Genomic DNA, 12,445 nt, shown 5'->3' on the forward strand with positions numbered 1-12,445 from the left:
CTTGGGCGGGGAGCGCTTCGGGGGCGGGCGGCCCTACAGGGGCACCGCCCGGGGGTCTCGGGTTCATCGCGGGGAACGGGGTCGGGGGTCGCGGGCGGTTCTCGGCGGTCCTCAGAAGCGGGCGTTGGCGGCGTAGGCGTCGCGCAGCCGTTCGGCGAGGAGGGCGACGACGGAACCCGGGACGACGACGTCGGTGAGGTCACGCCGTTTCGGCAGGGACGGCTCGGGCTCGGCAGGGTCGGACTCGCGTTCGACGTAGGTGGCCACCGCCAGTCGCCGGGTGGCCACCGGCAGGGTGAGCCCGCCCGCGGTGGCGGGCCCGGTCAGCCAGGAGGTCACCTGGGCGAGCCCGGGGCGGGCGGCCGGGTCGTGGGCGAGCATCGCGGTGACGAATGGAACGAAGTCCTCGGGGAGACCGGCGAGGTCGGGGGCCTTCTCCGAGTTGATGATGTTCATCAGCAGCGCCGCGAGATTCGCCCCCTGGTAGGGGTAGTGGCCGGTCAGGGCGAACAGGAGCGTCGCGCCCAGCGCGTACACGTCGGTGGCGGCCGTCACGCTCCTGGGAGTGTTGGCCTGCTCGGGGGACATACAGGCGGGCGTGCCCAGCGTCGACCCCGAGGTGGTGAGGTCCGTCGGCCCTTCGGCGAAGGCCACCAGCCCGAGATCGATGACCTTGGGGCCATCCCGGCCCAGGAGGATGTTCCCCGGCTTGAGGTCGCGGTGGAGCAGCCCGGCCCGGTGGACGTCCTTGAGCGCGGCGGCGAGCAGAACGCCGAGGGTGGCCGCGTCGGCGGGCGCGAGCGGTCCGCGCAGCTCGACGAACTCCTTCAGGCTCAGTCCCCGGACGTACTCGACGGCGAGCCACGGCGGCTCCTCGTCCTCCTCGGACGCGTCGACGAGCCCGGCGACATGCGGTCCCTGGACGGTGCGCAGCGCGTCGACCTCCCTGGCGAACCGCGCCCGCACCTCGGCCCGGTCGGCCATCTCCTCGCGGATGACCTTGACGGCGACCGGTTCGTAGTCGGCCGTCAGGCCGTAGAAAACCCGGCCCATACCGCCCGAGCCGAGCCGGCCCCACAAGGCGATGCCCCCGATGATCTGGGGGTCGGAACGGTCCAAGGGCTCCATCCGCACCTGCCTCAAGGTCGCCTCGTGCCCCCGGCCGGGCGGATCCCCTGCTCAACCGCTCATGGCCGGCGGCGAGACGGGAAAATCGGCAGAGGAGGTCCTTTTCTTTACGCGCGCTTGAACACAGTAGCGATCACCAATGCCACTTTTCAAGTGAATCTGGTTCACAATGGAGCCGCGTATCGACAACCGGCGAGGTCTACGGAAGCGACGATCGGGCGATATCCCTTGCCACTCCCCGTCCGGCGCTCAACACGGACAGGGCAACCTCCGATTTAGTCAGATACCAGACTTTCTGGACATATTGTCTATTTGCCGCTGTAAGAGTCAATCATTCCGATAGGCGGCTTTTCTGCCGCCCATCATGTACGTGAGGCCGGAGTGGAGCAGGCTCGATCCTTCGGCGCAGACATCGTCGTAGAGGCCGAACTCCCCGATGGCGTCGCCGTAGGAGCCGTCGGGGTCGCGCCACACGGAGCCGTCGGCCAGGCACGGCATCGAGCCCCCTACCATCCAGCAGAAATGGGGATCGTCGATGCCGCTTCCCGGCCGGCTCCCAGGCCCGGCACCGGTTTTGAGCACCATGGCGTCAGGGCGGCAGGAAAACTCCCCGCGCCCGTCGATTCGATGCGGGCGAGGTCCTACGAGCATGCAGCCACCACCCTTTCGGCGGCGTCAGCGCGATTCCACCGAATGAGACGGCCTCACCGCCGGAACGCGGGGCCACCCCGGTCTTCTCCAGAGCCTTCTCCGTCTTTTCCGGCACCGGTGCGGGGGCCGGCGCCATGGGGCCCGAGACGGGCGCGGACCCGGTCAACAGCAGTGGCGGCACGCGGCCTCCGTGGGGGTTCGTTCGGCTTGGGCGGAGATTGAAGCAGATGGCGGGGAGATCCACCAGAGTAAGACGACATGCACCATACGCCTGAAACCAGATTTATCCTTGTTGACTCAGTTCACAGTATGGTTAACTCGTGGGACCGGGCGGCGTGCGAGCGCCGCCCGGTCCACCCACTCGCGCTCCCCGAGAGTCCACCTACTCGTGTCTCCCGAGAGTCCACCCACTCGCGTCCCCCGAAAGCGAGCCCTCGTCATGCACGGAAACGAGCAGCCCCCGCAGCCCGGCCACCCGCGGCAGCCCGGCCGGCCCCCGCACGGCCCGCAGCCGCAGGGTCAGCCGCCGCAATACGGCCCGCCGCCGCAGTACAGCTCACCCCCGCAGTACGGCCCGCCGCCGGTACACCCCCAGTTCGTGGCCGCGCCGAAGAAGAAGGGCGGCTGCCTGCGGGTGTTCGTCGTCGGCGTGGTCGTGCTGACCGGGCTGGTCCTGGTGGGCGTCGGCGTGCTCCTCAGCGGCGGGGGCGATGACTCCCCCCGCTCGGACACCGGCGCCTCCCCCGGTTCGGACGCCGGCACCTCCGCCCCCGCCGGGAAGACCGGGAAGGCCGGCAAGCGGGCCGCGGCCGGCATCGGCGACACGGTCGAGGACGGCAAGTTCTCCTTCAGGGTGACCAAGGTGGAGAAGGGCGTCGAGCGCGTCGGCGACCAGTACATCGGGTCGGACGCCCAGGGCCAGTACGTCCTCGTGCACGTCACCGTGAAGAACATCGGCGACGAGGCGCAGATGTTCCACGACTCGGCGCAGAAGCTCCTCGACACGGCCGGCCGCGAGTACGACGCCGACTCCGGGGCCGCCGTGCTCGGCCTGAGGAACTCCAACGCCTTCCTCAACAACATCAACCCCGGCAACAGCGTCAGCGGCATCCTGCTCTTCGACGTCCCCGACGACTTCAGGATCAAGGCGATCGAGTTGCACGACTCGCTCTTCTCCGACGGCACGCGGGTGGCGCTGCGGTGATGGGCCATCCATCGACCTCCTTTGGAACGTTCCCAATCCCTCAGGAGAAGACATGCCGATAGAAGTCGGCAGGAACCAGCTCCGTGCGAGTTTCGCCGCGCACCGGGACGCCTGGCGCGCCGTGGACGAGGGCGCTCCGGCGGCGCTGCTCCTCTTCTACGGCGCCGAGTGCGGCCTGAAGGCGGCACTTCTCGACCGGCAGGGGCTCAGGTCGACGTCCCAGTTGCCCGAGCACCTGAGAAACCATCATGACCTGCACCGTCTCGCGAAGGAACTACGTCTTCCCCTGCATCTGTGCAACCGGATGCGTGCCTGCGCGAGCCAGAGGGAGCAGGGGGAGCAGGTCGCCTTCGCCGACCTCCACCAGGCGTGGAGGTACGGCCACGCCCTCAGGAAGGACCACGAGGCACGCGCTCTTACCGTGTTGCGCGAGCTTCTCGGCTGGTGTCAGCGAGAATTGAGAGCGTGATCATGCCCGATCAGGAGATCAGGACCCCCGAGCACATCTATACCTGGGTCGATGTGGACGCCCACCTCGCGGCTCTGGCCGCGGACGGGCGGTGGCCCGGCTGGCTTCACGAGTGCGACGCCTTCTGGGACGGCCTGGAGGTCACAATCGCCCCTCAGGCATCCGCGCATGACGCGCTGTCGTGGCTGGGTGAGGTGTTCGGCGTGGGGTCGACGACGTCGCAGGAGGGGGAGACCCTCCTGCGACTCGACGACGTCCCGGGACGTCCCTCGGCCCGGCTGCTGCCGATCTCGGTACGCCGCCAGGAGTTCGAAGCCGCCCGTCGTGAGCCCCGCTGGCGTGAGCGGCGCATCGTACGCGGCCTCGGTGACCCCCTCCCCCGGCCCAGCGCCCACTTCCGGGGGAACGTACGGATCACGGCCATGCACTCTTTCAAAGGAGGTGTGGGGCGGACCCTTCACGGGGTGGCTCTCGCGGACGCCGTCGCCCGGCGCGGCGACCGGGTGCTCCTGGTGGACGCCGATCTGGAGGCGCCCGGGATCACCTGGATGTTCAACGCACACGGCAGACGGGTCGACTTCGGCTATGAGGACTTCCTCTCGCTGCTCCACTCCTCCGAGGACGGCCGCCCCGACGACGCGGTACGGCTGGGCGCGGCCTACCTGCCGAACCAGATGATCGGAAACGTGGTCGTCATGCCCACCCGTCGCTCGCTGCGAGACATCGCCCCGCCGCGGCTCCAGCCCACGGACCTGCTGACTCCCGACCGATCGCTGTACTACCTGACCGAATCCCTCGCCGAACTCGCCGACAGACTCGGAGCGCGGGCCGTCCTCATCGACCTGCGGGCGGGAAGCAGCGAGCTGTCGGCTCCCGTACTGCTCGACCCGCGTGTTCAGCGGATCTTCGTCACCACGATCAGCGACCAGTCTCTGTACGGCACCGTCCGCACCATCCAGGAGCTCGGCCGCCGCGCGCCGACGCGCGCCGACGATCCGGCGAGCGTGGCCGTCATCACCCAGTTCCGCCAGGAAGGGCATCGGGAGCTGGCGGCCTCGGCCGCCACCCTGCTCCGCGACGCGATCTCCGGAACGCTCGAACCGGCCCCCTCGGAGGGAGAGGACCGTACGGTCGACCGTGACGTGATGCTGGAGCCCGTCTTCAGCGTTTTCCAGGACCGGCTCCTGGCGCTGCCCGCGTCCTGGGAGGCCGTGGTGGAACTGGTCAGGCGGCAGCAGCTCGCGGAGACGCTCACGCCCCTCGTCGAAGGACTCACGCCGCCGGAGGAGCCGGCGCCCGCCGAGGGGGCTCCCCGCGCCGACGCGTTCTCCGCGTCGGCACCGCCCGGCGACCTGGCCCTCAGGCGCGTGGCGCTGAGCGAGTTCGCCGGGCGGCTGGCCTACGCCGAGACGGCGGACGACGCCGACTTCCTGCCGACCGAGTCTCTGCGCAACATGCTCGTCTCCCACCGGACCGAACCGCCGCTGTGCGTGGTCACCGGGGCCAAAGGGTCGGGTAAGACCTTCACCCAGCTGCAGATGTGTTTCCGGAAGACGTGGCGGGACTACGCGAGGGACGTCGGCGTCGAAGGGGTGGCCCTGGACGCCCCGCTGGCGCCGGTACTCGTCTCCAAGAACCTCAGCGACTCCGCGCGCGACCGGATCAGCGTGATCCAGCGAGAGGTCGCCGTCTCCCGGGACGTCGAGCCCGCGACACAACTCGAACTGCGCGACCTCATCGACGGCGCTCTGCGCTCCGAGCTGACCAACGTGCAGTGGCGGCGGATCTGGCTGACCTGCATGGCCCGCGCTGTGGGGATCGACGCCACGCCCGAGGACGTCGAGCAGAAGCTCGTCGACTTCGGCTCGGCCGAAACCCGGATCTTCCTCTTCGACGGGCTGGAGGACCTCCTCCAGGACCTCCTCGACAGCGACGTCCAGCGGCAGGCGCTCCGCGTGCTGCTCGTCGACTGTCTCGACTGGCTGCGCAGCCTTCGGGGACGGCCTCTCGGACTAGTGATATTCGTCCGGCGCGATCTCGTCCAGTCGGCCATCCGGCAGAACTACGGGCAGTTCTTCGCCCGCTACCGCGACTACGAGCTCAAGTGGAACCACTCCGAGGCGCTCCGGCTCGCCCTGTGGGTCGGACAGCGTTCGGGAGCCATGCGAGAGTTGACCTCCGAGGAGGTCTCGGCGGCGAAGGCCCAGGACCTCAGTGCGATGCTCCACCCGCTCTGGGGAGAGAAGATGGGATCTCCCAAGTCCCGCGAGGCCCGGTCGGACGGCTGGTTCCTGGCCGCGCTCTCCGACTTCAACGAGCAGATCCAAGCACGGGACATCGTGATCTTCATCAGGGAGTCGGCCGCCTTCTCGGTGGAGGACGGCCGCTGGCCGGCCCGGCTGCTCGCGCCCGCCGCGATGCGGAAGGCGCTCGTCCAGTGCAGCCTGGTGAAGATCCGCGCCATCACGGAGGAGAGCCCTCAGGTGGGAGATCTGCTCAACCACCTCGACGGTCTCCCCTCGGACAAGAAGCGGATTCCCTTCAGTCCCGAGACCGTCGACCTGTCGAGCCAGGATCTGGAGATCCTGGCCGCCAACGGGGTCGTGTTCCGGGAGGAGGACCAGTACTGGATTCCCGAGATCTTCCGGCACGGCCTGTCGTTCAAGGCGACCGGCCGACCGAAGATCCTGGCGATCGCCAACCTTGTACGCCAGCAGAACAACCTCGATTGACGCGCGAGCGCCCGGGAGCGGGCGCCGTTCCCGGGGCACAGCCGGTCAGCGGGTCCCGCTGAGGGACTCCAGGGTGACGGCGGACTTGCCGATCAGGGCCGTGCCGAAGTACCTGTCGGGGCCGGGGAGGTTCATCAGCCTCAGGGCGAGCCGGCGCAGCCGCAGCCGCGCCGGGGACGACGGCAGGAACCACTCCACCCCGCTCCGCCCGGCTTTCTGCTTCTCGGTGACCACCGGGCGCCACTGCTCCTGGTAGCGCGCCAGCGCCGACTCCACGGAGCCGGGGGAGGCCGCGGAGCTCGCCGGGTCGGCGGTCGCGAGCCGTTCGCCGAGGAGGTACGCGCCGGCGACGGCGAGCGAGGCGCCCTGCCCGGCCAGCAGCGACACCGCGCCGCAGGCGTCGCCGAGCAGCGTCACCCGGCCACGGCTCCACCGCGGCATCCCGATCTGGGCGACCTGGTCGTAGTAGACCTCCGACGGCTCGGGGCAGCGCTCCAGCGCCCGGGGGACGAGCCAGCCGAGGGTCGAGCACGCCCGCCGTACGGCCGCCCGGGGGTCCTCCGGGAGGGCGGGGTCGGTGGCGCGGTGGACGGTGAAGACCGCCACCCGGCCGCCGCGCAGGCCGTACAGGCCCATCTGCCGGCCCGCCGTGTCGGTGAGGCAGAAGCGGCCGTTCACCGCCTTGTAGACCTCGGGGTCGTCGAACACGTAGGCGGCGGTGTGGAAGCCGAGGTAGCGGAAGAACCGCTCCTCCTCGCCGAAGACCAGCCGCCGCACGGTCGAATGGATGCCGTCGGCGCCGATCAGCAGGTCGGCGTCGAGCGTCGTGCCGTCGGTGAGCGTCACCCGGACGCCACCCTTGCCGTGCCCGTCATTCCCGTCACGTCCGCTGTGGCCGTCATTCCCGTCACATCCGCCGTGCCCGTCGCGCCCGCCGTCCCTGTCGCGTCCACCGCCCCCGTCGCCACCGTCGCGTCCGCCGTGGCCGCCGTCTCCGTCGCGCCCTCCGTCTCCGCCGCCTTCGAGGTTCTCGACTCCGGTGACGCCGCAGCCATAGCGCAGGTCGACGCGGTCCGCCACCCGCTCGCGGAGCGCCAGCTCCAGGTCGGGGCGCATGATGCTCAGCAGCCGGCCGTCCAGCACGCGGTCGAAGCGCTCGTAGTCCAGGCGGGCACGGAGGCGGCCCGACTCGTCGAGGTAACGCACCTCGTCGAGCCGGTAGCCGAGCTCCTTCAGACGGGGCAGGACCCCCATCTTCCGGGCCGCGTCGTAGCCGAGCCCGAAGAAGTCGATCATGTATCCCTGGCGGCGCGGGCCGGGGGCCTTCTCGACCAGGACGACGTCCCAGCCGTGGGCGTCCAGGCGCTGGGCGGCGGCCAGACCGGCGATGCCCGCCCCGCAGATCACGGCTCTTCTCATCTTCATCCTTCCGGTTCCTTCCGGTGTGGGGGCCCGCGTCCCGGACGCGAGGACCGGCCCGGCGCACCCGGGCTTCCGGTACGGAGATCCGGTTCGGTGTGCTTCCGGCGCGAGTGGACCGGTCAGTGCTTCAGCTCCGGGGAGAGGGACCAGCCGGCGCCTCAGCCTCCGGCGCGGCGGTCGTCACCTCCGGGGCGGGTGAGGAGGCGGCGCAGGACGGGTGCGACGGCCGCCGACGTCAGCTCCGGGTTCAGCGGCCGGTGCAGCATCATCCCGTCGAGGGCGGCGGCCAGCACCGAGGCGGTCTCCTCCGGCGCCTCCTGACCGCGGGCCCGGAGCCAGCCGGCCAGTTCCCGGCGGAACCGGGTGACCAGGGCGGTGAGCTCGCGACGCAGGTCCTCGTCGCGGGCGGCGGCGAGGTAGGTCTCGGTGAACAGCACCGACACCGGGTCGCTCCCGGTGAAGGCGTCGAGCGCGCCGAGCATCCCCTCCAGCCCGTCGTCCAGGGTCTCGGCGCGCTCCAGCAGCGGACCGGTCTCCGCGACGACGCGGCCGATGACGTCGAGGGCCGCCTCGTTCAGCAGTGCCTGCAGGGACGGGAAGTGGTAGTGGACCAGGCCGGGCGCGACGCCCGCCCGCTCGGCCAGGATCCGCGTGCTGACCGCGGTCCACCCCCGCTCGGGGATGAGGTCGGCCGCGGCGTCCAGCAGCTTCCGCCGTACTTCCCGGCCGCGCTCCGCCGACGTCTTCACCCGCGTGCCGCCTCTCTGATCGGACGATCGCCTTGGTCGATCGACTTGGTCAATCGTCCAAGTAATAGCACGACGCGTCCCCCGACGCCAGCCGGCGATCGGTCATGCCGCCGACACCAGCCGGCGATTGGTCATGCCGCCGACGCCGACCGGTGCCGATCATGTTCCGACGCCGGTCGGTGACCGGTGATGCCGTCAACGCCGGTCGGTGTCAGCGGCATGCCGCCGGTCGCGCGGCCGAGCCGTTCCGGAAGAACCCGGTTACGGCGCGGGCCTGATCTCCGTGCCCTGGGCGGAGACCAGCCGCCAGCCTCCGGCCGGGTCGGCGGCGAAGACGTGGGTGTAGCGGCTGCCGGCCGTGAAGGCCGTCCCGTCGTCGCCGGTGAAGCTCATCTCGGTCCGCCCGACGACGATGCCGACGTCCCCGACACGGCGGACGACGGCCTCCTCCGGGAAGGACCGCACGGCCGGGAACCGGAGTTCTCCGGAGGACACCGCGCCGAGCAGGTCGGCCGCGGTGGCGACGGCGCCGTCGTTGACGGCGACGATGACGAAGTCGTCGCGCAGCAGGCCACCCAGTGCCGCGGTGTCGGCGGCGACCAGCGCGTCGAAGAAACGCCGGTCGTGGTCCAGCAGGGACGCACGGTCGCCGGAGTCAGTGGTGATGGTCATCGGTGGTGTCCGTTCCCTCGGTGTCGGTTCCTGGGCTTCGAAGGATCGCGATGCTAGACCGTGACGCCGGTGACAAGGTCAAGGGCGGGCTCGCGACCGGTTTTCGGGGACCGGAGCCGAGCGCCCGGTACGGCTCACCCTTCGGGACGCACGCCCGGTACGACGCACCCGCCCGGAACCCGCCCCGGACGGTGCCTCCGCCCGGGGCGCACCCGGTACGGCTCCCCGCTCCGGGACTCACGCCTGATACGGCCCATCCGCCCGGGACGCGGCCCAGGTCAGCGGGTGCGGCCCGAGCGGCGGGCGTGGGCGCGGTAGCGGTCGAGGACGTCCTGGCGCAGGAGGTGCCCGAAACCCGCGCCCTCGATGCGCAGGCCCAGCTCGGGCTCGGTCACGCCGAGCGCGGCGGCGGTGGCGGCCAGGTTCCAGTCGCACGCGGCCAGTTCGGTCAGCAGGTGGCCGCGCCGTACCTGGTTCTCCGACAGCCGGAACGTCTTGAGGTACGCCAGCCGTCCGTTCTCGTCCGTGATGAGCTCGCCGATGTGGTTCTCCCGGCGCCGCTCGAAGGGCGGCAGGAAGCGGGACAGCCGGTAGCGGCCCATCGTGTACACGCGCTGGTAGGTGTACTCCGGGCCCAGCAGCCCGGCCGCCATGAACCGGTCGTGGAAGGCCGCCCACTCCTCCGTCTGATGGCGGGCCGCCGCGCGCAGGTCGGCGAGCGAGCGCACCTCCGCGTCCGCGATGCGGGCCCGGAAGTCGGGCACCGGCATGGTGAGCGTCGCGTAGTGGTGGATCAGCTCGCCGTACAGGTCGTGGACCAGGGTGGCGTGCAGAGCACGGTAGTCGGCGGGGTGCGGCACCACGAACGCGGCGGCGAGCGCGTCCGCCGCGTAGACGACGACGCCGCACTGGCCGGGGTGGATCTCGAAAACACGCAGCGCGTCCGCCAGTCCCCGGACCTGGGTGCCGGTGTACGCCTCCTCGACGCGGGGCGAGAGCCCGCGGCTGATCGCGCGGTGCGACCACTCCTTCCAGGCGATCTCGGGCCCGCCGAAGTGCAGCGCCAGGTAGCCCTCCATCGCCAGGTGCTGGGGCATGAAGCGCAGCCGGTTCCGGTCCTCGCGGCGGGCCATGCGGCGATGGAAGCGCAGCGGCATCCGGCGGGGCGCGGGACCGTCCTTCGCCGCGTCCCGGAGCTGGGTGCCGTACGCCGCGGCGGGCGTGCCGTCGGACGTCCAGGTCGCCACGAACGCGTGCGGGATGTAGGAGATGTAGTGGTCCCGGCGCCCGATCTCGACGACGTCGAGGCCGGGGCCGTCGTAGTGGCCGCGGGGGTCCTCGTCGAGGCCGGGGTCGTCGTGGAGGCGGGCGTCGAGCCGCAGGTCCTCGATCGGCTCGTCGCGGACCAGCGGCACGAGCCGCACGCCACCCCAGGTCTGCGCCGGACGGGTGGAGAGCCCGGTGAGGGTGAGCTTCTCCGTCATGTGCCCTCTCCCGGGGTCCGCCGGGCATCCTCTCTTGGTGTCCGCCGGACGTCCTCCCCCGCCGCTCCGGCCGCCGGGTCACCCTCGTCCGCCACCCGGCCCGCCGTCTCCGGGGGCTCCGCGTCCAGGAAGTCCGTGACGCGGTGCGCGAGGTGGGCGCGCAGCTCCGGCAGCCCGGTACGGCCCTCCGCGAACCGGGCCAGCTCCACGAGGGCGACCAGGTTCTCGGCGTCGCGGATCCCGGCGGACGGCACGCCGGGCACCAGCCGCCGCACGTCGAAGGAGGCCGCGTCGTACACCGGGTTGAGGTGCACGACACCGCACGCGCCGTCCGGGTCGAGCCGGGTGCGCCAGATCCGCAGCACCTCCCCCGCCAGGCCCGGCGGCGCGTTGTCCCAGCCGTCGGAGACGATGACTAGGCGTTCGGGTCCGAGCTCCAGGGCGTCGAGGACGCGCTCGCCGAGCGGTGTCGCGCCGTACGGGCGGACGAGCAGCGCGTCCGAGCGGCCCGACAGCCACAGCGGCGTGTACCGCGAGGCCAGCGCCTCCAGCAGGAAGTGGCAGGCCAGCGCGACGGCGAGCGGGCGGCGGCGCTTCTGCGCCGAGCCGTACGCCGAGAAGCTGTCGTCGAGCACGGCGGCCACCCTCCCCCAGCGCCCGGCCTGCTCGCCCGCGGTACGGCGGGCCGCCGCGCGCAGCGCCTCCGTCAGCTCGGCGCGGCGGCGCACGCGGTCGTCCGGCGGGAGGCCGAGCACGTAGGACGCCAGCCGGGTCAGCGGCATCGCGGTGAGGTCGGCGCGCACCGCGTCGGCCTTGAGGGCGCGGGCCGACTCCTGCAGGCGCAGCCGTTCCAGGCGGGTGAGCCGGGGCGCGATGCGCTCCAGGAAGGCGGCGCGGGGGATGCCGTGCTTCGCCGCGAACCCCTCCGCCACCGTGTAGGGCAGGTCGTAGATCGCCTCCTGCCGGTAGTGGGCCTGACGCCAGCTCTCCAGGATCGGCGTGGCGTAGGCCGCCTTCCGGCGCGGGGCGAACAGGAACGTCCCCAGCTCACCTCGCGGCTCCAGGTGGGCGTGGCGGAAGGCGGTCTTGACGGCGCCGCGGTACTTCACCGCGTCGAACGCGAGGTCGGGCCGGGCGGCCAGCCAGTCCCGCATGATCGCCCTGGTGCGGCGGTTGTTGATCCTGGCGCGGCGCAGCTCGCGGAACAGCCGGTAGACCCGGGGCGGCGGCAGCAGGGCCAGCCTCCGGGCGATCAGACGCCCCTCGGCGCGACGCCGCTCCGGGTCCGCCTCGCCGGCGGTGACCAGCAGGTTCCGGATGATCAGGGCGGCGTTGTGGTCGTTGACGTCCAGGGCGAGGGTGGCCGCGTACAGGTCGCGGTAGTTGCCGAGCAGGTACTCGTGGAGGAAGCCCAGGGACAGGCCCTGCTCGTCCTCGCCGGAGTGGAACTCGCGCTGCCCGGTGGAGGTGATCGCGGCGTTCACGAACAGCAGGACGTCCTCGGCGGCGACCAGGTCCGCGAAGGTCTCCGTGCTCTCGGCGGTCACGGCGGTCGCCCTGCTCTCGGTGGTCGCGGAGGTACGGCGCCGGCCGGGGTGTGAGGGCACGAACTGCGAATCATCGCTTCACAGGCGGGTTCCGGAAGTCGCGCCGGAGTCCCGCGGCCGGCCCTGGAACGATAACACCGGTTTGTCCGCCTTTTCCCGGGGTTTTCGCCATCGCATGATCACCCGCACCGGCCGTCCCCGCCCCGCACGGGCACGGCCCGCCCCCGCACGGACATGGAACCGTCAGTGGCCGCTCCCGCCCCAACACAGGTACGGAACCGTCAATGGCCACTCCCACCTCCGCACAGGCACGGGACCGCCAATGGCCGCGATGGACACGTCCCACCGGATGGATCTTCCGGAGTGGGGGCCGATTCTCATCGGCCC

Annotated in this window: 10 protein-coding genes; 3 read left to right on the forward strand and 7 right to left on the reverse strand. The window is 71.4% G+C overall.

What is annotated here, in order from left to right; genetic code table 11:
- Positions 1 to 111: 111 nt before the first annotated feature.
- The gene (locus HDA43_RS35245; RefSeq protein ID WP_246424480.1) at positions 112 to 1,119 is read right to left on the reverse strand and encodes a serine/threonine-protein kinase; all 1,008 of its coding nucleotides are present in this window, start codon (positions 1,117 to 1,119) and stop codon (positions 112 to 114) included.
- 336 nt (positions 1,120 to 1,455) lie between these two features.
- On the reverse strand, positions 1,456 to 1,626 hold the full coding sequence (locus HDA43_RS21640) for a hypothetical protein (RefSeq protein WP_179824573.1): 171 nt from the start codon (positions 1,624 to 1,626) through the stop codon (positions 1,456 to 1,458).
- A gap of 592 nt (positions 1,627 to 2,218) precedes the next feature.
- Between HDA43_RS21640 and HDA43_RS21645 the strand changes: the two genes are divergently transcribed.
- The 3 genes from HDA43_RS21645 to HDA43_RS21655 are packed head-to-tail and all read left to right on the forward strand — an operon-like array spanning position 2,219 to position 6,184.
- On the forward strand, positions 2,219 to 2,983 hold the full coding sequence (locus HDA43_RS21645; RefSeq protein WP_179824575.1) for a DUF4352 domain-containing protein: 765 nt from the start codon (positions 2,219 to 2,221) through the stop codon (positions 2,981 to 2,983).
- 52 nt (positions 2,984 to 3,035) lie between these two features.
- Positions 3,036 to 3,452 carry a hypothetical protein gene (locus HDA43_RS21650; RefSeq protein ID WP_179824577.1) on the forward strand — a complete coding sequence of 139 codons (417 nt, stop codon included), beginning with the start codon at positions 3,036 to 3,038 and terminating at the stop codon, positions 3,450 to 3,452.
- A 2-nt stretch (positions 3,453 to 3,454) separates the two neighbouring features.
- Positions 3,455 to 6,184, forward strand: a complete 2,730-nt coding sequence (locus HDA43_RS21655) for a MinD/ParA family ATP-binding protein (RefSeq protein ID WP_246424608.1) — start codon at positions 3,455 to 3,457, stop codon at positions 6,182 to 6,184.
- Between the two features lie 45 nt (positions 6,185 to 6,229).
- Here the strand turns inward: HDA43_RS21655 and HDA43_RS21660 are convergent, their stop codons facing one another.
- The 5 genes from HDA43_RS21660 to HDA43_RS21685 all read right to left on the reverse strand — a co-directional run bounded on the left by HDA43_RS21660 (position 6,230) and on the right by HDA43_RS21685 (position 12,118).
- Positions 6,230 to 7,609, reverse strand: a complete 1,380-nt coding sequence (locus HDA43_RS21660) for an FAD-dependent monooxygenase (RefSeq protein ID WP_218912351.1) — start codon at positions 7,607 to 7,609, stop codon at positions 6,230 to 6,232.
- Positions 7,610 to 7,764: 155 nt separating this feature from the next.
- Positions 7,765 to 8,355 carry a TetR/AcrR family transcriptional regulator gene (locus HDA43_RS21670; protein WP_179824581.1) on the reverse strand — a complete coding sequence of 197 codons (591 nt, stop codon included), beginning with the start codon at positions 8,353 to 8,355 and terminating at the stop codon, positions 7,765 to 7,767.
- A gap of 261 nt (positions 8,356 to 8,616) precedes the next feature.
- Positions 8,617 to 9,027 (reverse strand): YybH family protein, encoded by a 411-nt coding sequence (locus tag HDA43_RS21675; RefSeq protein WP_179824583.1) that lies wholly within the window; start codon positions 9,025 to 9,027, stop codon positions 8,617 to 8,619.
- 278 nt (positions 9,028 to 9,305) lie between these two features.
- The gene (locus HDA43_RS21680) at positions 9,306 to 10,511 is read right to left on the reverse strand and encodes an ARPP-2 domain-containing protein (protein WP_179824585.1); all 1,206 of its coding nucleotides are present in this window, start codon (positions 10,509 to 10,511) and stop codon (positions 9,306 to 9,308) included.
- Positions 10,508 to 12,118, reverse strand: coding sequence for a hypothetical protein (locus tag HDA43_RS21685; protein ID WP_218912352.1), 1,611 nt, complete (start codon positions 12,116 to 12,118; stop codon positions 10,508 to 10,510). Before HDA43_RS21685 ends, HDA43_RS21680 begins: the two co-directional genes overlap by 4 nt.
- Between the last annotated feature and the right edge of the window lie 327 nt (positions 12,119 to 12,445).

The sequence above is a fragment of the Streptosporangium sandarakinum genome, from assembly GCF_013409935.1.
GTDB lineage: Bacteria > Actinomycetota > Actinomycetes > Streptosporangiales > Streptosporangiaceae > Streptosporangium > Streptosporangium nondiastaticum.